We start from the raw sequence: 22,919 nt of genomic DNA, 5'->3' as shown, positions 1-22,919 counted from the left end.
ATTAGTGAGGTCTCGAGCGGATTCGAACCGCTGTGGAAGCTTTTGCAGAGCTCTGCCTAACCTCTCGGCCACAAGACCATCTTATGTATTGAATGGGTTGCAAAAGTAATGCCGTTTTGTTTAAAATCAAAGCATTGAAAGAAGTATTTCAATAGATTTATACGCAGTTTATATCATAAAATCAGTACAAAACTGATAATCAGATAATTACGGTAATATATTTTTAATAAAAAAACGTCCTATCAGCAAAGCCAATAGGACGTTTCTATTATTCTAAAACCAGATTATTCAGCAACTTTCGCTTTTTTATCTAATTTCTTTTTCGCTTCTTCACGAGCTGAATCTTCCATTTGAGCTTTCAAATTGGTAAGCGCATCTAAATCTCCCAAAGTTGATTTCTCAGCATTGTCAGTTGAAGATGATGATTTCTGTGAATCCTTCGTGTTTTTCTTCTTCTCTTCTACGGCAACCTCTTCTTTCGTGTCGTTGTATGTACGAACATGTGAAAGTTGAATCTTGCGGTCTTCTTTGTTGAATTCAGTTACTTTGAAATCTAATTGCTCACCAACCTCGGCTACTGAACTATCTTCTTTCACAATTTGCTTCAACGCCGACGAACCTTCAATTCCGTAAGGCAATTCTAAAGTAGCTCCTTTGTCATTTTTGGCAGTGATTGTACATTTGTGTACTGAACCTACTGTGAAGATTGACTCGAAAGTATCCCATGGATTTTCTTCCAATTGTTTGTGTCCAAGTGCTAAACGACGGTTATCTGCATCAAGTTCTAATACGATTACGTCCAATTTATCACCTACTTTCACAAACTCAGATGGATGCTTGATTTTCTTTGTCCAAGATAAATCTGAAACGTGTACTAATCCATCGATACCTTCTTCTAATTCAAGGAATAAACCGAAGTTAGTCAAGTTACGAACCGTTCCAGTATGCTTAGAACCTAAAGCGTAACGAGCTAATAAATCTTGTTTAGTCCAAGGATCTTCAGTCAATTGTTTGATACCTAATGACATTTTGCGTTCAGAACGATCAAGTGTCAAAACAACGGCTTCAATCATATCACCAACTTTCAAGAAGTCTTGTGGATTACGCAAGTGTTGCGACCATGACATTTCTGAAACGTGAATTAAACCTTCAACACCTTGAGTGATTTCTAAGAAAGCACCGTAATCTGCTACGTTTACGATTTTACCTTTTACTTTAGATCCAATTTCAGTTGTTTCTGCTAAAGCATCCCAAGGGTGAGCTTGTAATTGCTTCATACCTAATGAAATACGTTTCTTGTTTTCGTCGAAGTCCAAAACAACCACTTGGATTTTCTGATCAAGTTTAAGCATTTCTTGTGGGTGATTGATACGTCCCCACGAAATATCAGTAATGTGAAGTAAACCATCAACACCACCTAAATCGATGAATACACCGAAGTTAGTCATGTTCTTAATAACACCTTCCAATACTTGTCCTTTTTCAAGGTTAGTAAGGATTGATTGACGTTGTTGTTCAAGGTCTTTCTCAATCAATACTTTATGTGATACTACTACGTTATCGTTAGCGTGGTTGATTTTAACCACTTTAACTTCCATTTTCTTTCCAACAAAGATATCAAAATCACGGATTGGTTTCACATCAATTTGTGAACCTGGTAAGAATGCTTCAATACCATAAATATCCACGATAAGACCACCTTTTGTACGACGTTTTACAAATCCATCAATGATTGTATCTAATTCAAGAGCATCTTCAATGTTTTTCCAAGCAGTCATTACTTTAGCTAACTTACGAGAAAGAATCAATTGACCAGATTTGTCTTCTTGGTTTTCTACGTAAACGTCCACTACGTCGCCCACTTTCAAGTCGGGCATATCTCTAAATTCTGAAGTTGGTACTAAACCGTCAGATTTGAATCCGATGTTTAAGATAACTTCACGGTCAGTAATCCCTACGACCGTACCTTTTACTACTGCTTTCTCAGTTACTTGATTTAAAGTTCCTTCGATAAGCGCCTCTAATTGAGCTCTTTGTTCAGATGAGTAACCCCCTCCGAATCCTTTGGATGCGACTGAATCCCAGTCAAAATCTGCTAATTGATTAGCCATGTGTATAATTAACAGCCCTTTTTACATCATCGCCTCGGGCAAAGTGCGAAGAATTTTGTGAATCCCCATTTAATTGGGGGTGCAAAGATACAAATTTTTAGTTAATTAGTTGAAAATGAGGAGATTTTTTACACTTTTATTGCCTTTTTAATAAAATATCCTAAACCCAAAATCGAGCCACCAATTAAACCCAAAATCAAGAATTGTGTGATGTTACCTTCGCTTGGGTGTTCAATTAATTTTTTGATTTCCTGTGCTTGCGTGCCGATCCATATTGAAAGGATGGTTCTGGGTAACATTCCGAGAAATCCTGCGGTAAGAAAATTACGCAATTTAGTACCCGAAAAAGAGAATAATACATTGGTTACGGCAAAAGGCAAAACGGGCGATAATCGAGCAAGCAGAATAATTTTGAACTCGTCTTTTTGAAGATTTTCTAAGATTTGTTTCACCTTTGGTTTTTCGGAAAGAATTTGCAGAAAACGTCCTCCATCAATCATTTGGGCAGTTTTGAAACCTAAAAAGGAGGCAATCCAGTACGTAATAGCAATAGGAAAAAACGCTTGCCAACCTAAGAAATAACCACTCAGTAAGGCAATAAAGGTAGTAGGCGTGAGGGCAAAAGCCATCGTAAAACAGGCAATTATAAAAGCAATTACCCAATTTTGAAAGGTAAAATGTTGGATTTCCTGTTCGTGCGTAATGACCCAATAACTAATTGAAGCACTGACCAATAAAGGCATGAGTCCTAAGAAAAAGGTGTAAAGGATGGTGAAAGCATTTTTTTTGAGGAAATTGAGCATGGGTTAGGGATTGGGTAAGTAGGGACTATGTAATTAGAGATTAGGAGAAAATACTCTTTCCTTAATTCCTAATTACCTAATCCACAATCCCTATACTAAAATTCATTAAACTTTAAAGGTAATAAATCGCCAATTGAATCAGTAATTAATATTTGATTGTCAGCTCCCAACATCAATAAACGGATAGGTTGCTTTTGACGATTTTCGTATTCTAACATTGCCTGACGACATGCTCCGCAAGGAGGAACGCCTCGGAAAACATCGCCCGAACCTGGACGAGCAATCACGGCAATGGATTTGATTTTACGGTCGGGATAATTAGCGCCAATCCAAAAAATCGCTGATTGTTCCGCACATGAACCTGAAGGGAAAGCGGCATTTTCTTGATTATTGGCAGTAATAATTTGGTCATCATCTAACAACACCGCCGCTCCTACGTGAAATTTTGAATAAGGTGCATAAGATTTATAAGTGGCTTTGCGGGCTTCCGACAAAAGTTTTTGTTCAATTAGTGTAAGTTCGTTTTCGTTATCGTACTTTTCGAGTGAAATTATTAAATTAAGTTTCTGCATATCAGTTCATTAGTTGTTTATTTTATAAGATTTTGAGATGGGGAAATACATAACTAATTTGTGATAATAATAGTTCAAAGTTGTCTATGGCACACGGGTTTTACGGATTAGACACGCATTAAAATCTTTATTCTTCTACAGATTAAAACTGTGTGCTATCAAATTACCGTAGAATAAGTATCAATATTAAATTTCCATGAATTGTACAATTATTTCAAAATAATGTATAATTTGCAACCACATAAAAAGGATAGAAAACATCGTTCAAAAAATAGATTAAAATGAAATTAATGAAGTACGTAATCACATTATTTGCTTTTGCAGTGCTAACGAGCTGTGAAGTAAATGATTATGTACAACCACAAGAATTACCCGAACCCACACAAATGGGAAAACAGACTTTTGGTGTGAAAATTAATGACGCAATTTGGACTCCTTTTCAACGATACAGGTCTAATCCAAATTTCAAACCCGTGCCAGTTGTTTGGGGGCGTTTTCAGAGTGAAACCTTGAGATTGACCGTAACTAATCAAGAAACTCGTGAATCAATTAGCTTGATGGTTGATAAAGTAAAAGGCATTGGAACGTATAAATTTATGACGTATTTTCCAAAAAATGCCATTGAGTTTACGCCTTATGCAAGTGTATATCAGCGTTGTGTGGGTGGCAATTGCGGACAATACCCAATTGCTCAAACGGGCGAAAACGAAGTAACCATTACGCATTTTAACCCAATCACTAAAATTTATGCAGGTACATTTAGCGTAACTTTCTGTAATAAAGACAATCCTTCGGAAGTATTTAGTTTGAAAGATGGACGGTTTGATATTAAAAGTGAATAGTCGATCTCAAAATCCCCACCGCATCCTCCCTTTCCATCAAATTCATCGCCGCAAAACCCATTCGACAGGCGTTTAATCCTTCATAAGCCAAGCCATTTGATAAATAAAGTCCTTTTTTGCCTACTTTTTCGGATAACTCTACCAAAGAAATACTTTTGTCTAACTTTGTCCACATTGCCATTCCACCGTCTGGAATCCTAAAATCAATGATGTTTCCTAATTAAATGTTAGAATTTAACAGAATTATGAATATTTCACCACCGTCGCCAAGTGATAATTTTGGGAATTTTATTACCTATATCAACAAGGTTATAGCTCAAGATTTGCTGATAGGTTTGCGAGAAAATTAGCAATTGGTTGAGCAAAAAATACTTGCTCTTTCCGAAGAACAATTGAACCATGAATATCAAGTTGGCAAATGGTCAACTAAGGAAGTGATAGGACATATTATTGATACTGAACGGATTGTTGCCTACCGAGCTTTGCGTTTTGCCCGAAAAGATAAAACGTCTTTGCCAGGATATGACGAAGTGCTGTTCGGAGATACTTCAAACACAGGGCAAAGAGATATTCAAAAACTGATAGCTGAATTTGTGGCAGTTCGTCAAGCTACGATTTTATTATTTGAAAGTTTTAATGAAGAAATGCTCGCAGAAAGAGGTATTGCGAGCAATTTTGAGATTTCGGTACCAGCACTGGGTTTTGCCATTTTAGGACATTGTATTCATCATTTGCAAATAATTGACGAACGTTATTTGTAATATTTAGTGATTGAGAGAATTGCGAATTAGTGATTTTTTTATTTGATGAGCTAACGAGAAATCTTCATTAGCCTTTTTTATGGTCTTCAAAATGAGGAGGTGTATATTTGTTGGAATAAAGTCAGTTATGAAGTTCATAATACTTTGTCTATAATACCTAATACTTTCTAAATATGCCGTTAATTAAACCCGTAAAGGGAATTTCGCCCAAATTTGGGAAAAACTGTTGGTTTGCCGAAAACTCAACAATTGTGGGAGATGTGACGATGGGAGATAATTGTACGATTTGGTTTAATGCCGTTGTGCGTGGAGATGTTAATGCTATCATCATCGGTCATAATTCAAATATTCAGGATGGTGCGGTGATTCATTGTACGTACCAAAAATCACAAACGATTATTGGAAATTACGTGTCAATTGCTCATAATGCGGTGGTTCACGGATGCACAATTGAAGACAAAGTGTTGATTGGCATGGGAGCAATCGTAATGGATGGAGCGGTAATTGAAACAGGCTCAATTGTCGCAGCAGGGGCAATTGTTACGCAAAATACTCGTGTACCCGCAGGTTCAATTTACGCAGGAAATCCCGCTAAATTATTGAAAATGGTTTCTCCAGAAGCATCCGAAGTTTTTATGCGTACAGCTAATAATTATGTAATGTATTCAGAATGGTTTAAGTAGAGGAGGAAGGTAAACGGGAGGAAGGGAGAAATGAAAAATATACTACATTTCTCTTTTTACTCTGCTTTGTTTCCATTTCTCCCATCTCCTTTCCTTCTTTATTCCTAAAAAAATGACAATATTCACAAAAATCGTTAATGGCGAAATTCCTTGCCATAAAATTGCAGAAGATGAGCGTTTTTTAGCGTTCTTAGATATTACGCCTTTGGCGGATGGACACACACTCGTAATTCCGAAAAAGGAAGTCGATTATATCTTTGATTTAGAAGATGATTTACTATCAGGATTGATATTATTTGCTAAGAAAATTGCTCCCGCAATCGCACAGGCGTGTCCGTGTCGGAAAGTTGGGTTGTCAGTAATTGGCTTGGAAGTTCCTCATGCACACGTGCATTTGATTCCTTTGAATTCGATGAATGATATTAATTTCACGAGAGAAAAATTGAAGCCTTCGCAGGAAGAATTGAAGGCTACTGCGGATAGGATTGTAGGATATTTATAGCGGGTTTTAATACTTGAATTGAACTTCCCGAAAGTAAAAAGAACTTTCGGGAAGTTGTAGTAACGCTCTCTTTATTTCCCCTTCCGCTCAATTTCCTTTAAATTTTCCATTTTCTTATTCCGCAAGAAGCCGTTAATGTCTTCAAAATGCTCGGTTACTCGTTTGTTGCCAAATTCAAAGACTTTTTCAGCAAGTCCGTTTAAGAAATCTCTATCGTGAGAAATCAGAATTATCGTTCCTTCAAAAGCTTTTAAAGCATCTTTCAAAATATCCTTGGTTTTTAAATCCAAGTGATTGGTTGGCTCATCTAAGATTAATAAATTTACGGGTTCGAGGAGGAGTTTTACCATGGCCAAACGGGTTCTTTCGCCACCCGACAATACGTTTACTTTCTTGTGAACATCGTCGCCACCGAACATAAATGCCCCTAAAAGGTCTTTGATTTTTGTTCTGATTTCACCCACGGCAATATTATCAATCGTTTGGAAAACCGTTAAATCTCCGTCTAAAAGTGCCGCTTGATTTTGGGCAAAATAACCAATCATTGAGTTGTGACCCAATTTCATTTCGCCTTCAAAATCAATTTCGCCCATGATGGCTTTCACGAGTGTTGATTTCCCTTCCCCATTTTTACCCACAAACGCTACTTTTTCCCCTCTTTCTATCGTTAGTCTTGCGTCTTTGAAAACCAAGTGGTCATCGTATTTTTTAGTTAAATCTTCCACAATCACGGGATAATTTCCAGAACGTGGTGCGGGCGGAAATTTCAAATGTAAAGCCGAAGTATCCACTTCATCCACTTCCACAATGTCCAATTTTTCGAGCATTTTTACCCTTGATTGTACCTGCAAAGTCTTTGAATATGTCCCTTTGAAACGGTCAATAAATTCGGTGGTGTCCGCAATAAACCTTTGTTGTTCCGCAAACTGTTTTTGCTGTTGTTCCTGACGTTCTTTGCGAAGTTGGAGATAGTGTGAGTAATTTACTTTGTAGTCATAAATTCTACCCATCGTGATTTCAATGGTACGATTGGTAATATTATCGACAAAAGTTCTATCGTGAGAAATGACTATTACGGCTTTGGCAGAATTCATCAAAAACTCTTCTAACCATTGAATCGACTCAATATCCAAGTGGTTGGTTGGTTCATCTAAAAGAATTAAATCCGGATTTTGCAAAAGGATTTTTGCCAATTCAATCCGCATACGCCAGCCACCACTAAATTCAGAAGTTTTACGGGTAAAATCTGTTCGTAAAAAACCTAATCCGAGCAAAGCTTTTTCAACTTCTGCATCAAAATTGATTTCTTCGATAGAATAATATTTTTCACTCACTTCTGAAACCCGCTCAATAATATTCATGTAAGCGTCTGATTCATAGTCTATTCGAGTTTCTAATTGATGATTTAATTCATCAATCTCAGCTTTCATATCCAAAATTTTTGAGAAAGCCTTGGTTGTTTCTTCAAAAACGGTACTGTCATCAGTCGTTAAAAGGTGCTGAGGAAGATAGGCAATTACGGCATCACTGGGAGCCGAAATTTTGCCTCTCGTGGCTTTATCAGCTCCTGCGATAATCTTCAATAAAGTAGATTTACCCGCCCCATTTTTACCCATCAGGGCTATTCTATCTTTTTCGTTGATGTTGAAAGTTACATCACTAAACAAAGCTCGTCCACCGAACTCAACCGTTACATTATCTACTGAAATCATAATTTTCTTAAATGAGGTACAAAGATAATCATGGTTCTGATGAGATTTATGTTGAAATTCGTAATTTACTCAATCACTGGTACAGTTTTTTACAATCATTTAAGTTAAAAATCAGACCGTTAATGAAATTATTTTTTACCTTAATCATATTCCTATTTTTTAATATCTTCAATCTGTTTGCTCAAATAGACAGTTCAATAACTGTACGTCCGAGGAGAATATTTGATATTGAGAAAAATAGCTTCATTCTTCCTCACATTTGGAAGCCAGGTCAATTGAAGGCTGCCGTAGGGCTTACTTCTACTAAATTCCCGTTGGATTACGTTGAATCAGCTCTCAGAATTCCTTTGATTGATTTATCTGCTACCATTGGATTGCCCAAAGGCTTTGATTTATCCGCAAATATTACTTCCATATACATCGCAAATCAAGCAAAATTAGGCCTGCATTGGAACAGGCAAGGAAAAACGCTTTCTGCCAAAGTGGGTTACGATGTAGGTTTTATTTTTGGGGCATTGACTCAATATGGTTTTAATAATCGTACGACGGCATGGTCGCATTATCCAAATGTTTCTTTGGGCTTCAAACTCAAAGATGTGGCCTTTACGGTAAAGTCGGAAGTAAATGTGATAACCTACATAAATACCACTGCAGGAGGAATCAAAGTAACGGAGTTTTCGGATTTTTTTAATGGTGGTTCGCTGGGTGCGTATATCGAACAACGCCTCTGGGCAAATCACGTGTTGATTATCGGTTGTCGGGATAATTACGTAAAATATTATTATCCAGTTTGGCCTTCATTTAGTTCTTTTAATCGAAAATATCATAACATAGAATTTTCTTTGGGATTGATTATCAAATAGTTATCTTATGAAATTCAATAAAGTTTCTGAAAATACAAACGCAGGTAGCGTTCAAAACGCTACCTGCGTTAAAATTTACTGGTTTAACCATATATTACTTTTACTACTAATTATCACCTTAATGAGTAGTTGCAATGATTATGACCTACCCGAAATCGTAAATGTTATTCCACCAATTACAGATGGGCAATCTTTAAATAATACTTCTAAAAGAAAATTAGAAGGAATTTATAAGGTCATAAAAGGAAGAGAAATATTTGGAGATACCCTGATTTTGAAGTGGAATAATCTCAATAATTTATCCATTTTTGGAGGGTCAAATGGTTTGTATGCCGTAACGAAAGGAATGAAAAAAGATTCGTCCATATACATTTACGGATACTGGCGATATGCTCTAAATAGTGAAACGGGAGGGATAAATTTGCAATTAAATCCCAGTGAAGGCAGTAATGCTATTCTTTCAGAAAATCAGCCCAGAGTTTCTAATTTGATGATTACAGGAAAATTTGGCTTAGGGAATAATGCAGCTACTGAACCATTGGAAATAATGTTTGTTAGACCTTTTTCGGAGAAAGTTTTAAAGGATGATTTCCGAATATTAGCCCATCGTTCAGGCGGAAGGACTTCTGATTTATTAGCTATTTCCGAAAATTCATTAGAAATGATTGGTTTCACCGAAAATTTTGGCTCAACGGGCATCGAAATAGATGTAAGATTAACCAAAGATAATATCCCTGTGTTGTATCACGATGAAGACATTAATATTCGATTGACCAAAAAAAGCCCTTTGAATGGTCCTTTAATTAATTATACGTTTGCAGAAGTTTCAAGATTTATTCGATTAGTCAACGGAGAAAAAATTCCAACTTTAGAAGATGCTCTTTTGAAAGTGGTAGATAGTACAAACTTGAAAGTAGTATGGTTAGACATGAAATCGGTCAATAATGCCATGGCGAGAGTGATTCCGATTCAGCAAAAATTGTTAGAACGTGCCAAACAGAAAAATCGAAATTTATCTATTTACATTGGATTGCCCGATCCGCAAGTATTGGACTTTTTCAAAACTTATGCCAATTATCAAAATATTCAATCTCTTTGTGAATTATCGGTGGAAGATGTAAATGATATTCAAGCAAAAGTGTGGGCTCCAAGATGGACTTTGGGCTTATTAACACCCGAAGTTAGTGCAATGCACGCTCAAAATAGAAAGGTTTTTTGTTGGACATTAGACAATGAAGGCTTCATTAAAAAATACATCAAAGAAGGTGATTTTGACGGAATTTTAACTAATTATCCCACCATCGTAGCCTACAATCACTATTTAAGACAATAATATGAAAAAGCCTTTAATAACACTGTTGGTGTGCTTTTTACAACAATTTTGTGTAGCACAAAACACATGGAATACCCGTGATAGCGTGGCAAGGGGCGTAAGTGTTTATGTAAGTACGGGTATAAGTCATTACATCAATACGCTTCAAATTGACCCTTCAAGGGTTGGGTTAAGACAAAATTTTAGCTGTTCTTCCTTCAAATTTATGTGGGAACCCGAACACCGATTGAGTATGGGCGTGGAGACAGGATACTATAAAGTATATGAAGTACAATTGGCGGAGGGTAAGGATATAAATACCGCAAGTTTAACGGTAATTCCTATTTTATTTTGTGTGCAAATGAGAATTTTTAAACACTTTTTTGCAACAGTTGGCACGGGTGTTTCTATTCATCATTCCGAAGTAAATTATCAAAGAAATCATTCCGAAAGTGAAGCAATGGCATTTTCAAATTTGCAGTTTTCGGCGGGGTATATTTATCCTGTTGCCAAGCAATTTGGCTTAGGAATAAAGTGTCAATTTTTGAGTGAAAATAAAACGGAAGACGGGATTTTTTCGCTTCAAGCCGTGGCTCGCTACCAATTTAAGCGGCGGTTTAAGAGAATTAGGGAAAAATGATATAAAAGTAAAAGTCGTTGATTTTGAGGAGGTTGTATTTATTACCTAAAGGTAAACATACCGCTCACTCATTCTTTACAATCTATGATTTGTGCGTTTCGTTGTATTCTAAACAAACACATACAAATATGAATAAGTTAAAGAAAAGTTTTTCGGTAGTAATTACCATTTTGTTGGCAACTTTAGTGATGGAATCGTGTAAAAAAAATGACGATTCAGTAACGCCTGATCAAACGACAGGAGTGCAAGGAATGGTAAATGTTGAAATTACAGATGCGCCATCTGACGATGCGAATGTAAAAGGTACGTTCGTAACTGTAACGGAAGTGAGAATTGATGGCCAAAAATTTGGCGGATTTAGTGGGAAAAAGACCATTGAATTGTCTGCCTACCAAAATGGGAATGTAGCAGCTTTAGGTTTAGGAAATATTAAAGCGGGCACTTACAGTAATATTTCTCTGATATTGGATAATGCAACAGACCAGAATGGAAATTCGCCTGGATGTTACGCACTTTCAACTGATAATACAAAGTATAATTTAACGGGTTCGGTAAGCGGACAAACTGAAGTGGTCAGCTCAAAGGCGTTTGAAGTAAAAGAAAATCAACAAACCAATTTAGTGCTTGATTTTGATATTCGAAAAGCGGTAATGGATGAAAATGGGAGTGCCGTAGGTGGGTATCGTTTTGTGAGTTCGAGTGATTTGAATGCTTCAACCCGTCTTTTGGTAAAAAGTCAAGCTGGAGCTATTAAAGGGAATTGTGCTAATTACAATGAAACCAATAGCAAACTAATTGTTTATGCTTACAAAAAAGGGACTTACAATGTTTCTGAAACCAAGGCACAAGGAAGTGGAAATGTACAGTTCAAAAATGCTGTGACCAGTTGCGTGGCGGATGGAAATGGTAATTTTAATTTAGCATTTTTAGAAGCGGGAGATTATGAACTTCAATTTGCATCTCATAAAAATAGTGGTAATGGGCAGTTTGCTCTACAAAGTATGCTTAACCTAAGCAGTTTGATAAATCTAAATAGTGTTTCGGTGCAGGCTAATACGTCTGTAACACTGAGTGTGACGGTTTTGGGTTTATTACCAATATAAAAAGTACTAAAAAGCGTCCTAATTTTTAAAATTAGGACGCTTTTTAGTACTTCATTTCTTATTTCAAAAACCCCTTTAAAATCCCAATCTCAGCCATTGGATTGGCTTTTTCGTAGAGAATTCTATAAACTGCATCAATAATTGGCATTTCTACGTCGTGAATTTCGTTGATTTTATGAATACTTTTCACGGCATAATATCCCTCCGCAACCATATTCATTTCAATTTGGGCTGATTTTACAGAATATCCCCGACCAATCATGTTTCCGAACGTACGATTTCTCGAAAATTGTGAATAAGCCGTTACCAATAAATCTCCCAAATAGCCCGAACTGTGCAAATCTCGATTGGCTTGCGGGTAAACAATATCCAAAAAACGTTTGATTTCTTGCATGGCATTAGAAACCATCACCGCTTGAAAATTATCTCCAAAACCTAATCCATGCGTGATTCCGCAGGCAATGGCTATTATATTTTTGATCACCGCACAGTATTCAACGCCGTATAAATCTGCTACGGGATTTGCTTGAATGTATCGGCAAGTCATCAAATTGGCAAATTCTTGCGCTAAATGAATATTAGGCGAGCCAATGGTGAGATACGACTGTTTTTCTTGAGCAACTTCTTCGGCATGGCAAGGCCCCGCAATAACGCACATTTGCGTCAAGGGTACGCCAAAGACCTTCTCCATCCAATCGGTTACCAACATGTTTTCTTCGGGAATCATGCCTTTGATAGCTGAAATGACTTTTTTACCCGCAAAATTATTACGAGTCAAATTTTTCAAAGCATCAGGAACGAAAGCCGCCGGAACGGCAAGCACCACATAATCAACACCTTGAAGGGCATCGTACATTTTGTAATACGCTTTCACTTTGCGTGGATTCAGTGGAGCATCGGTCAAATATGACGGATTATGATTGTATTTTTTGATAAAATCAACGTCCGATTTGCGGCGTAACCACCACTTGACTCTGACGTTGTTTTCAGTCAAAATTTTAATAATTGCCGTAGCCCAACTGCCACCACCCAATACTGCAATTTGGGTTGGGAGACTCTTTTTAAATGCTGGAATTTCTGTCATGTTGCAAAGGTAAGGACTTTTTGTTTTTGCCACTAAGGCACGAAGGTACAAAGAATTTATAATGTTGATTTAAACTAAAAAAGACGGTATTGCTCTGAGCGATGCCGTCTTTAAAACCAGCCTTTAAATTTAGAACATAAGACCACGTTATTATGTTTTTACTTCAAATTTGTTATGGATTCGTGCAACAAATCTTAGAATTTTCCTGTTAAAATAATAGAAATTAACCTTACAAAACCTCATAAAATGCAAGACATTGAACCTCATTATCGTTGGGAAAATCTATACGTTGCCTCACGAGATGAACGCTCGCCTTTCTACGAGCGACTTTATAATTTGGATTATTACGAAAATGCAATCTACGGTTATTATATTCACCCCATGTGGGACGAGATAGGTTCTGAAACGCTCTATTGCAAGATTTTATACGCCGATTACGAAAAAAAATTTGCCATTATCGAGATGTTTGGCGAATGGAATGATACGATCCACAACGATATTATGTATTTCAAACGAGTGGTAATTGACCATTTAGTGAACGAGGGAATTAATAAATTTATCCTTTTGGGCGAAAACGTGTTGAATTTTCACGGTTCGTATGAAGATGATTATTATGCTGAATGGTTTGAGGAGGTGGAAGATGGTTGGATTGCTGCTTGTAATTTCCCAGACCACGTAGCCAGTGAATTTGCGAAATATAATTTGGATATTTACATCAACATGGGAGGTACTTTGAACATCGCCAATTGGCTAACGATGAAGCCTCTGCAGTTTTTTGATTTGGTTAATGGGTTGATTGTTAGGAGATTATCGTAAAAAATATTAGACCACGGATTTTGCGGATGTTACGAATTTATACGGATTTTTTCTTTTAGAAAATTCTAAATTCACTACACAATTAAATACACTGTTAATTAAGCTCAATCAACTTCCCGAAAGTTTCAAACTTTCGGGAAGTTCACCCAGAAGCTGATTTCAGCACTTTTAGAGAATAATAATTATTTAATTAACAGTGTAATAATTCTAAAATTTTATTCGTGTAAATCCTCCTAATCCGTAAAATCCGTGGTGTAATCTTAAATACTACTTCACCACTTTCATCACGCCATTCATAATACTCCAATGCCCCGGGAAAGTACACACATACGGATAATCACCCACGATTTCTGGTACTTTGAAGGTTAATTTATAACTTCCATCCGAATTCACTAAAGGCGTTGAAGCAATGATTTGAGGAATATTAGGGATATAACTTTTCTGAAGTGCATCCTTTTGCATAATCATTTTAGTGGCAGCTTTCCCTATGATTTCCAGCGACTTAGGTTTGCCAATTACCAAATTGTGTTGCATCGCATCGGAATTTTCAAAGATGATTTCTACCGTTTTTCCAGCCGGTACGGTGAACTCTTTTTTATCGTAACTCATGGCCTCTTTCACCGATTTTATCACAATCGTAATCTTATTTGGGTCGGCTACTTCGTCCGTTTTAATTTGCCACGCTTGCATCAAACGACTCAATCTATCGTTGTTTTCCGAAACCAAATTCTTTTTTAAACTTACTAAAAATGCTTTATCGGTTTCATTGACCGTTACTTTTCTCTTATAATTCCAACCATCCGTAATTCCTCGCAATAATGCTGATGCCGTGGTTTCTTCCATTTTTGGAAATTGCTTCAATAGTTGAACCACTGAATCTACTGCTGAAACCGCTGAATAACCTCTCATGGCCCTTTCGAGAGCATAATTGGTCATGTTTTGTGGAGTAGAGAAATTAACTTTTTGGGTAAATGTATTGTTCTTTTCATCACTTTCAGCGATGGTATTTGCTTTATCTAAATCAATAACAATGCTAAAATCTCCCGATACATCAGAACCAAAATTAATATCACCTGTCCAAGGGCCATTGTTTGATTTGGTAATAATGATGGATTCGCCCGCAGGAATTCCTTCATTAAAAGTACGACTGATTACATCGACTTTTCTACCCATTCCAGCAAAACGAATATCCAATGGCACAATAACTCCTTTTTCTAAGGCAATTCCTCCTTGGTTTTTCACCTCAATTTTCACATTAATATTATCCCTAACTACTGGATTTGCTGGGGTAAGAATAAGTCTGGTAATCACTAAATCTGGCTTGTTTGATGCTGTGATAGCAGTAGTTTTTGCGGCATCCTGCATCATCTTCGAGTGGTCGTGATGAGCAGCGGGCATTTCGTTTGCTTTTACCTTTGGCGAAGAAGAGTTTTGAGTAAGTTTTTGTACCAATTTCTTCAATAAATATTGTTTGTTACTGGTCAAAACGCTGGCAAAAGCATCGGGCAACCAACGGTCGTTTGTTTCATTTGATTGTTCTAAACGGTTCATCAACGCTTTTTCTGATTCAGCCGTTAAAGGCATTTCTGAAAGGGCTAAAAGTGTGTTTAAAACGACCAGCGGTTCTTTGTCGTTCAAAAGGTTTTTTTGTAATAACTCATTAACTGACTGAGTATTACGGGGTAAAATCTGAATTGCATTCTTGCGTACACCCGCACATTGATGCGTGAGTGAGGCGTACAAGGCTTGTTGCACATTTGGCTCATTCAAAACACCCAAACCTTCCAACGTTCTAAGCGCATGAATAACGGTAGGATTAATACCAATTTCGTCCAAGGATTGGTCTTTTGTTAATTCAATTAAAGTTGGCACAACGTCTTTTTGACCACGTTCAATCAATAATCTTTGGGCAGTCATTCGCCAAAATTGATTGTCGTTTTTGAGGGCGTTAATCAATTCGTTTGGATGATTTTTACTCAAACTTAAAGGCGTGTAAGCAGGCGCTTTGTTGTAGCCAACTCTATAAATTCTACCGTGGGTATAATCCCGTAAATTAGTTTCATAGGCATTACCAACACCCATCGTAAAGCCAGTTGGTTTTGGGTTATGTTGAATGATAAAACTATACCAATCCGCAATCCAAACGGCTCCGTCGGGTCCAACTTCCGCAAAAACGGGCGAAACCCATTCATCCGCTCCCGCCAAAAGATTAAAGCCTTCAACGTCTTCATAATCGGTGCCTTTTTTCTCCATTACATTTTGGTGAACGACGTGTCCCGTTGGCTCACAAACGAAGGCCGTTTTGTTCCAATATTTCTTTGGAAAAGCCCTTGCAGTGTAGAAATTATGCCCTGCGGCGGCGGTATATCCACCCCAAACATCCACTTGACGAACCCGTGGTGTGATGGTTTTCATATCTTTGTGCGAATCCGTGCTTCGACTCCCATTATTTGCCGTCGAACCATTCAAAATATTGCGGTGCGGAATGGCCATGTACCAACCGTGCGAGTTATTGGCGGTTGAGCCAAAAACATCTCCCGTTTCGTTAAAAGAAAAACCCCAAGTATTATTAGAAGTTGAAGTAATGTGTTCAAAATCAGAGCCATCGGCTTTAAATCTGAAAAAACCTTGCCCAAAATTTACAGAATCTTTTGGCGCAAATTTTGTCTTGATTCCCGAATACCCAACGCATCCCCAAATCCAATTATCGAATCCATAATGTAAGTTCGATGGCCCTGCGTGAGTATCACCCGTACCAAATCCAGAGAACAAAATTTTCTTTTCATCAGCCTTATCATCTCCATCGTTATCCTTCAAAAATAACATATTGGGTGCTTGTGAAACGATAAGTCCACCATTGGCAAAAACCATTCCTGTTGGGATGCTCAAACCATCGGCAAAGTGGGTGAATTTATCGGCTTTGCCATCTTTATTGGTATCTTCACAAAGCAAAATATAGTCACTTCCGCCCGTCTCTTTTCGTTCGTTTGGGTAGTCTTTTGTGATCAATACGTACAACCTTCCTTTTTCGTCCCAAGCCATCGCAATTGGGTGCATTACGTTGGGTTCAGAAGCGAAAACCTCCAAATTAAAATCTACGGGAATTTGCATCAATTTCACCGATTCTTCAGGCGAAAGTGGCAATTGTTGCACCTGTGGGTCGGGACGTTTTTCGTAATTGGGCAATTTAGCATTTCTAAAAACCAAAGGCTGCGGATTGAGTCCCGCATGAGCCACCCGTGCTTGGTCGTCCACTGCCCAAATGATGGCATTTTCTAAGAGTTTATGAAAATCTGGATTCTCCCAAGTCTGTTCATCGTGTCCAAAAGCGGTGTAAAAAACTCTGCCTTTGCCATAATTTCGAGTCCACGTATAAGGTTCAGTTTTGGTTTCGGGACGGTCTTTTGTTTGGTCAGCTTTGATTTCACGATTCATCAACACATTATTATCCGCTTGTAATTTGCTGTGCAAATACGTTTCGTCAAAAGCTTTTAATTTTGATAAGCCATTCATTATCTGGTGGTTAGGCTGCACAATATTGGCAGAAATAGTATCGGTAGTGTGTTTCCAGAATTGTCCACCCACCATTTTTACGTATTCGGGCGAATTTCTAAAACAGAAAGAAGCACAATGAATCGGTAAGATTCCTTTGCCCGAAGCCACGTAAGCCAAAAGGGCTGTTTCGGCTTGAGGCGTAATTTCGTCCCAATTGGCATAAATCATCAAGGCATCAAATCGGTTAAGATTTTCCAGATTGAGGTCTTCTAATTTATTGGTATAAGTGAAATTGATTCCCTTATTTCCCAAAGCCGACATGATAGAAGGCAATCTCTCCACAGGTTTATGATGCCCATTATCACCCAAAAACAAAACCTCCAATCGGCGTGGTTTTAGGGAATTTTGAGCAAACGTGGAGAGGGAAAGGAGGGTTAGAATGAGGAGGATGATGGGTTTTTTCATTGTGTTTTTGTGTTGTTTTTGCTACTAAGTCACGAAGGCTCAAAGGATTGGTAATTGTGTTTTTTTACTATTTGTCCTGTGGCTGATGTTCTACAGGAACGCCCAGTTCAGACATTATGTAACAGCAGTCTTCTGAATATATTAATATCTGATTGTCGAGTAGTTATGGTTAAACGAGTAGTTATGGTTAAAAGTGAAGGGTAAAATTGTACTTTGGATTACTATTGCACGATGCGGAAACAAATTATTTGGAATGAACTTCCCGAAAGTTTTAAAACTTTCGGGAAGTTAACATTCTGAACATTTTACAACTTATATTTCTTAAAACTTTCGTGCCTTTATTGCAAATCACAACCCCTTAAAATTCAGGCAAATAAATAATCTTCCTACGACCTATAATTACACAGAGCGTCTCGCTCATTCTACAAAATCCACAACCCCTTAAAAATCAGGCAAATAAATAATCTCCCCACCCTTCATCGCTGATTCATGAGCCAAAATTCCAACGCTCGTCCAATTGGCAGATTGTGCCGCATTTGGGAATGGGTCACGGTTTTCAATTAATGCCATCACAAACTCGTGGGCAAGGTGCGGATGCGAGCCTCCGTGTCCTCCGCCTTGGGCAAAACTTAAATGGGTATTATCGTCAGAATCATAAACGCCTTTGCCCGTAAAAGATTGAATTTCTTTGGGTAAATAATGGGCGTAATCAGGCACTTTTACCTTCTCTGGAATTTCTGATTCGGGCTTTTTGGCGGTATGAATTACGTGTTCTTCGTCTTCAATTAAGGCCCATTCAAAAGATTTTTTTGAGCCATACACCTCAAAACTTTCACGGTATTGGCGAGCCACATCAAACAGTGAACGATAGACATAAGCACTCAAATCTGAATCCTTAAATTTGATATGGGCTGATTCCACCGCAAAAGGTGAATTATGGATTTTTACAAGGTCTTCACTGATTCTACCCGATCCAAAACAAGACACATATTCGGCCTGTAATTTCAACAAACCTGCCACTGGACCCACGCAGTGTGTAGCGTAGTGCATCGGAGGAAGCCCAGGCCAATAGTCGGGCCAGCCTTCCATATCTTGCTGATGTGAGGCTTTCAGGAATTGTACTTTACCAAGTTCTCCTTTTTCGTAAAGCTCTTTTACAAACAGAAATTCACGGGCGTACACCACCGTTTCCATCATCATATATTTCTTGCCAGTTGCTTTGCACGCATCCACAATTTTCTGACAATCTTCTACCGTTGTCGCCATCGGAACGGTACACGCTACGTGCTTGCCTGCGTAAAGTGCTTTCAGACTTTGCTCGGCATGATTTGGAATCGGCGAGTTGATATGAACGGCATCAATACTGGGGTCTTTCAACAATTCATCATAATCAGAATACCGTTTTTCGATGTTAAACTCATCGCCAATGGCATTCAATTTTTCTACGTTACGCTGACAAATGGCGTACATATTGGTATGCGGATGACGTTGATAAATAGGGATAAATTCTGCCCCAAATCCTAAGCCGATGATAGCAATGTTAATTTTTTTCATGTTAATTTTATATTATGTAGGGCGTTTGCAAAGCCTATCTATCTTCTACTCCTGTTCCGTTTTACTTTTCAAAAAATCCAATCCTTCTTTCATCAAAACTTCCTCACTTTCAAACATTTTTCGCCAAATATTGGCAGCGGAGAGTTTTTGACTGAATGCTTCTATGGAGATAACATCTTGATAATCAATGTCTTTGATGGCTTTGAAAACGCCTTCCCAATCCACATTTCCTTTGCCTGGCGTACTTCGGTCATTTTCGGAAAGTTGTACAAAAGCAATCCGATTACCCATTTGTCGGATGGCATTCCCAATGTTTTTCTCTTCAATATTAGCATGAAAAGTATCAAACATGATTTTACAATTCGGGCGATTGACTTCATCCACAAAACGAATTAACTCATCGGTACAACTGGTCAAATACATTTCAAAGCGATTCAAATATTCCAAACAAATCATCACGCCCATAGTATCAGCGTATTCGGATAATTGTTGGATGCCTTCCACACCCCAAGCCCATTCTTCTGCCGTAGCAGCTTGTCCCGTAAAAATGCCCAAAGCCGAATGAAAAGGCCCCATTAATTTATCCGAACCCAAAACTAAAGCACAATCTACGCAAGATTTTAGATAGTCTAATCCTGCTTGACGAATGGCTGGGTCTGGACTAATCAGATTGGTTTCTGCTCCGCAAAATGTATCGCAAACCCTTTCCAAACCCAAATCATCCAACTTCTTGCGCCATGCGTACCAATGTTCGGGATTTGGGTTGAAAATGGGTACTTCAACGCCATCAAAACCGATAGATTTAATGAGTTCTAAGGTCGGGAAAAGACTTTCATCTACTTGTGTTCCCCATAAAAGGAGGTTCATGTACTTTTTCATAATACAAATTTATCGTAAAATAGTGCAATAAAATACGCTTATTTTGATTAACTTTGACTGTATTTTGATATTTATTAAACGTATATCATTTTTTTAAGTAAAGAATAGCTTTTGAAAAATCCCTTGAATAAAAGCATTGATTCGCCCAATCATGCTTATACCATCCAACAATTAAGAGAAAAATATTTCGAACCGAATTGGCATTTTCACCCTCATTATCAGCTTTTTGTGGTTTTAGAAGGTACTGGAACTCGTTTTATTGGCGATAGTATCAAGCACTTTGAAACTGGAGATATGGTTTTTCTGGCGCCAAACTTACCGCATCTTTGGCGAAGCGACGATTGTTATTTTCAAGAAAATTCTGAATTATTTACGCATGGTATCGTGGTCTATTTTACGGAGGATTTTTTAGGAAAAGATTTCTTTGAAAAATACGAAATGATGAAACTCAAAACCCTTTTTGCCGAAGCAGGTAGAGGTCTGGAAATAAAAGGAGATTTGCAACAAAATATCTTTAAAATCATGAAGCAACTATCTGGTTTACAAGGATTTGAAGGGATTTTGAAGCTCTTAGAAATGCTTAATCTTTTGGCAAATTCTACGGAATACGAGCCAATTAGTAGCATCGGATATTCAAATCCTTATAAAACTTCGGAGACAGAAAGGATGCGAAAAGTGCATGAATACGTGATGCAAAATTACCGAACTTCGCTTCGTTTAGATGAAGTTGCTTCTTTGGCGGGAATGGCAACGGCAGCTTTTTGCCGATATTTTAAGGCAAGAACCAATAAAACTTTTTCGGATTTTGTGAGTGAACTTCGGGTGGGTTACGCCTGTAAATTGTTGATGGAAAATAAGTTAGGGATTACGCAAATATGCTACGAAAGTGGCTTCAACACGCTTTCTAATTTCAACAAACAATTTAAAGATTTGCAAGGAAAAACACCTTCGGAATATCGGGGAGCGTTTAGGTAAGGGAGCATCCAATTAATTAAATACCCTCATTTGCCGTTCAACTTCCCGAAAGTTTTAAACTTTCGGGAAGTTCCACCGAAGTGGGTATATTTAAATTTAGAAGCTCCCTAATTTGTCATTCTATCGCTAAAATCTCCGCTTCTTTTCCTCTAAAATTAAATTTATCAGCCACCATTTTGCCCATCAATAATGCCCCAATGGGCGACTGAGGCGAAATAATCATGATTGGTTTTTCGTCAATTTTTACTTGCCCAATGCTTACAGAAAGAAAGAAATCGCCCATAGAAGTGCTTATAAATGCCCCCAAAGCCCCTTTTTTAAAATCAATATTTCCATCAATTCGTTCAATCAATTTTCGTTCTTCACGGGTTTGCTGATACATACGAGCGTGCATATCACGGTCGAGATGTCCCATTGCTCGTGAGGTTTCGTATTTATCTCCTGCCGATGATTTTGACTCTCCGTTGGCCGATTCTTGGGCGGCATTCATCGCATCCAAAGAAGTTTGCATTCGTTGGTCTAAATAGGTTTTTACGTATTGAAGAATGGTTGATTTCACGGTGTTTATTGGTGAGTTGTGATTGAGTGAAGTAGTGATTTTGGATTTTGCTTGTGTTAATAAAAATAAATCGGATTAATCTCAAGATTTGGAGGATAAATCACTATTTCACAATTCACAAAATCACCTAATTATTTAAAGCGTCTCTCTCCGAATCATATAAAACGGATTTTTTACTTTGATTTTTATATTGTCCAACATTAAAGCGGCGGCCGTTCTGCCCATCGTTTCAAAATCGGTGGTGATTACGGTAATTCCCAATAATTCTTTCAAAGTTGTTTCATTGAAAGAGATAATTCCGATGTCTTTTCCAACGATAAGACTGGACATTCGGGTTTTCTTCACTAATTCTGCCAAGTCGGTTTCTTCCACCACCACATAAACCGTTTGTGCTTGTAAAATTTCGTTTTCAACGCTCTCTTTTATCATAAATTCTTTCTGCGAATTGACGCAAAAATACCGAACTCCCCGCACAATTTCGATTGGATAATTACCATCACTCGGAAAAACCAAAACCACTCTTTGGTATTTTATCATCAAGTCATTGGCATCTTCCAAAGCCTCGGCAACGTCTCTTTCAAAATCTTGATAAACCGTTAAACATTCATGCTTGAAATCAGGCAAATCTTTATCCAACAGAACTAATTCATCCTTCGGGATTTTTTCTAATACCTTGATTGCTAAGTTTTTATCAGATTCTGGGAAAAAATGAGGCATCACAACGTAGTAATTGTATTTCCCCAAATTTTTATCAATAATTTCTTCAAAAAGTCGAGCATTATAGTGGTGGATTTGTAAATCTACGGAAGCTTTATCACCCAAAACTTTCAAAAAAGCGTAGTAAATCAATTTTTTATAAGAGCTTAATTTATTGAAAATTAGCAGAATTCGCATTTTTCTACTTTCGCCACTATTCACATAATAACCTTTTCCTTGAACGGACGTAATGAAACCTCTTTCTCGCAATTCACGATAAGCTTTTTCGACGGTATCACGGGCCAAATAATACTCTTCACTGAGTTCAGAAATGGAAGGTAATTGCTCGTTTTTCTTCAAAACATTGCGCTCAATATCTGCCATTACTGACTCAATAATCTGTTTGTATTTGGGCGTTTTATCGCTTGGATTTAAGTTTAATTTGTACATTTTTGGTGGGGGATTTTCAGAATGTAAAACTAACGATAAAAT

At 37.6% G+C, this 22,919-nt stretch carries 21 protein-coding genes and 1 tRNA gene; 10 read left to right on the top strand and 12 right to left on the bottom strand.

The genetic code is table 11. The features are described from left to right. Positions 1–7: 7 nt before the first annotated feature. From AC1W31_RS01475 to AC1W31_RS01460, 4 genes are all read right to left on the bottom strand, one after another. Positions 8–78, bottom strand: a tRNA-Cys gene (locus AC1W31_RS01475). A 206-nt stretch (positions 79–284) separates the two neighbouring features. Further along, positions 285–2,111 carry a 30S ribosomal protein S1 gene (rpsA, locus tag AC1W31_RS01470; RefSeq protein ID WP_481732621.1) on the bottom strand — a complete coding sequence of 609 codons (1,827 nt, stop codon included), beginning with the start codon at positions 2,109–2,111 and terminating at the stop codon, positions 285–287. A 128-nt stretch (positions 2,112–2,239) separates the two neighbouring features. Next, the gene (locus tag AC1W31_RS01465; protein WP_481732620.1) at positions 2,240–2,914 is read right to left on the bottom strand and encodes a TVP38/TMEM64 family protein; all 675 of its coding nucleotides are present in this window, start codon (positions 2,912–2,914) and stop codon (positions 2,240–2,242) included. Between the two features lie 95 nt (positions 2,915–3,009). Further along, the gene (locus AC1W31_RS01460; RefSeq protein ID WP_481732619.1) at positions 3,010–3,486 is read right to left on the bottom strand and encodes a cytidine deaminase; all 477 of its coding nucleotides are present in this window, start codon (positions 3,484–3,486) and stop codon (positions 3,010–3,012) included. 281 nt (positions 3,487–3,767) lie between these two features. On the opposite strand from AC1W31_RS01460, the gene AC1W31_RS01455 reads away from it, so the two are divergent. Further along, entirely contained in the window at positions 3,768–4,328 is a 561-nt protein-coding gene (locus AC1W31_RS01455) for a Riean_0653 family protein (protein ID WP_481732618.1), read from the top strand. Here the strand turns inward: AC1W31_RS01455 and AC1W31_RS01450 are convergent. Continuing rightward, positions 4,315–4,509, bottom strand: a complete 195-nt coding sequence (locus AC1W31_RS01450) for a hypothetical protein (RefSeq protein ID WP_481732617.1) — start codon at positions 4,507–4,509, stop codon at positions 4,315–4,317. The two genes, AC1W31_RS01455 and AC1W31_RS01450, sit on opposite strands and share 14 nt — an antisense overlap. Before the next feature lie 172 nt (positions 4,510–4,681). On the opposite strand from AC1W31_RS01450, the gene AC1W31_RS01445 reads away from it, so the two are divergent. The 3 genes from AC1W31_RS01445 to AC1W31_RS01435 all read left to right on the top strand — a co-directional run bounded on the left by AC1W31_RS01445 (position 4,682) and on the right by AC1W31_RS01435 (position 6,274). Next, complete coding sequence (locus AC1W31_RS01445) at positions 4,682–5,089, top strand: DinB family protein (RefSeq protein ID WP_481732616.1); 408 nt, start codon at positions 4,682–4,684, stop codon at positions 5,087–5,089. Between the two features lie 173 nt (positions 5,090–5,262). After that, the gene (locus AC1W31_RS01440) at positions 5,263–5,772 is read left to right on the top strand and encodes a gamma carbonic anhydrase family protein (protein WP_481732615.1); all 510 of its coding nucleotides are present in this window, start codon (positions 5,263–5,265) and stop codon (positions 5,770–5,772) included. 112 nt (positions 5,773–5,884) lie between these two features. Further along, entirely contained in the window at positions 5,885–6,274 is a 390-nt protein-coding gene (locus AC1W31_RS01435; protein WP_481732614.1) for an HIT family protein, read from the top strand. Positions 6,275–6,345: 71 nt separating this feature from the next. On the opposite strand, the gene AC1W31_RS01430 is transcribed toward AC1W31_RS01435, so the two are convergent. Next, positions 6,346–7,986: an ABC-F family ATP-binding cassette domain-containing protein gene (locus tag AC1W31_RS01430; RefSeq protein WP_481732613.1), complete on the bottom strand. Its 1,641-nt coding sequence runs from the start codon at positions 7,984–7,986 to the stop codon at positions 6,346–6,348. A gap of 122 nt (positions 7,987–8,108) precedes the next feature. Between AC1W31_RS01430 and AC1W31_RS01425 the strand changes: the two genes are divergently transcribed. From AC1W31_RS01425 to AC1W31_RS01410, 4 genes are all read left to right on the top strand, one after another. Next, positions 8,109–8,849, top strand: a complete 741-nt coding sequence (locus tag AC1W31_RS01425; RefSeq protein WP_481732612.1) for a hypothetical protein — start codon at positions 8,109–8,111, stop codon at positions 8,847–8,849. Positions 8,850–8,856: 7 nt separating this feature from the next. Then, positions 8,857–10,182, top strand: coding sequence for a glycerophosphodiester phosphodiesterase (locus AC1W31_RS01420; protein WP_481732611.1), 1,326 nt, complete (start codon positions 8,857–8,859; stop codon positions 10,180–10,182). Between the two features lies 1 nt (position 10,183). Then, complete coding sequence (locus tag AC1W31_RS01415; protein WP_481732610.1) at positions 10,184–10,801, top strand: hypothetical protein; 618 nt, start codon at positions 10,184–10,186, stop codon at positions 10,799–10,801. A 128-nt stretch (positions 10,802–10,929) separates the two neighbouring features. Beyond that, a complete protein-coding gene (locus AC1W31_RS01410; protein WP_481732609.1) occupies positions 10,930–11,904 on the top strand; it encodes a DUF4382 domain-containing protein in 975 nt (324 codons plus the stop codon). Positions 11,905–11,962: 58 nt separating this feature from the next. On the opposite strand, the gene AC1W31_RS01405 is transcribed toward AC1W31_RS01410, so the two are convergent. Further along, positions 11,963–12,988, bottom strand: a complete 1,026-nt coding sequence (locus tag AC1W31_RS01405) for an NAD(P)H-dependent glycerol-3-phosphate dehydrogenase (RefSeq protein WP_481732608.1) — start codon at positions 12,986–12,988, stop codon at positions 11,963–11,965. Between the two features lie 246 nt (positions 12,989–13,234). Here AC1W31_RS01405 and AC1W31_RS01400 point away from each other — a divergent pair, with 246 nt between their 5' ends. Continuing rightward, positions 13,235–13,804, top strand: a complete 570-nt coding sequence (locus AC1W31_RS01400; protein WP_481732607.1) for a hypothetical protein — start codon at positions 13,235–13,237, stop codon at positions 13,802–13,804. Between the two features lie 267 nt (positions 13,805–14,071). On the opposite strand, the gene AC1W31_RS01395 is transcribed toward AC1W31_RS01400, so the two are convergent. From AC1W31_RS01395 to AC1W31_RS01385, 3 genes are all read right to left on the bottom strand, one after another. Next, positions 14,072–17,764: a PVC-type heme-binding CxxCH protein gene (locus tag AC1W31_RS01395; RefSeq protein ID WP_481732606.1), complete on the bottom strand. Its 3,693-nt coding sequence runs from the start codon at positions 17,762–17,764 to the stop codon at positions 14,072–14,074. Between the two features lie 441 nt (positions 17,765–18,205). Continuing rightward, the gene (locus tag AC1W31_RS01390; protein WP_481732605.1) at positions 18,206–19,318 is read right to left on the bottom strand and encodes a Gfo/Idh/MocA family protein; all 1,113 of its coding nucleotides are present in this window, start codon (positions 19,316–19,318) and stop codon (positions 18,206–18,208) included. 45 nt (positions 19,319–19,363) lie between these two features. Next, a complete protein-coding gene (locus AC1W31_RS01385) occupies positions 19,364–20,185 on the bottom strand; it encodes a sugar phosphate isomerase/epimerase family protein (protein ID WP_481732604.1) in 822 nt (273 codons plus the stop codon). A 135-nt stretch (positions 20,186–20,320) separates the two neighbouring features. Between AC1W31_RS01385 and AC1W31_RS01380 the strand changes: the two genes are divergently transcribed. Further along, positions 20,321–21,172 (top strand): AraC family transcriptional regulator, encoded by an 852-nt coding sequence (locus tag AC1W31_RS01380; RefSeq protein ID WP_481732603.1) that lies wholly within the window; start codon positions 20,321–20,323, stop codon positions 21,170–21,172. Positions 21,173–21,287: 115 nt separating this feature from the next. Here AC1W31_RS01380 and AC1W31_RS01375 read toward each other — a convergent pair whose 3' ends face one another. Then, positions 21,288–21,731 carry a transcription elongation factor gene (locus AC1W31_RS01375; RefSeq protein ID WP_481732602.1) on the bottom strand — a complete coding sequence of 148 codons (444 nt, stop codon included), beginning with the start codon at positions 21,729–21,731 and terminating at the stop codon, positions 21,288–21,290. A gap of 135 nt (positions 21,732–21,866) precedes the next feature. Then, positions 21,867–22,877 carry a GntR family transcriptional regulator gene (locus tag AC1W31_RS01370; protein ID WP_481732601.1) on the bottom strand — a complete coding sequence of 337 codons (1,011 nt, stop codon included), beginning with the start codon at positions 22,875–22,877 and terminating at the stop codon, positions 21,867–21,869. Positions 22,878–22,919 lie beyond the last annotated feature (42 nt).

Source organism: Arcicella sp. (assembly GCF_964672035.1).
The sequence above is the reverse complement of the archived record's forward strand: the minus strand, read 5'-3'. Positions and strand labels throughout refer to the sequence as shown.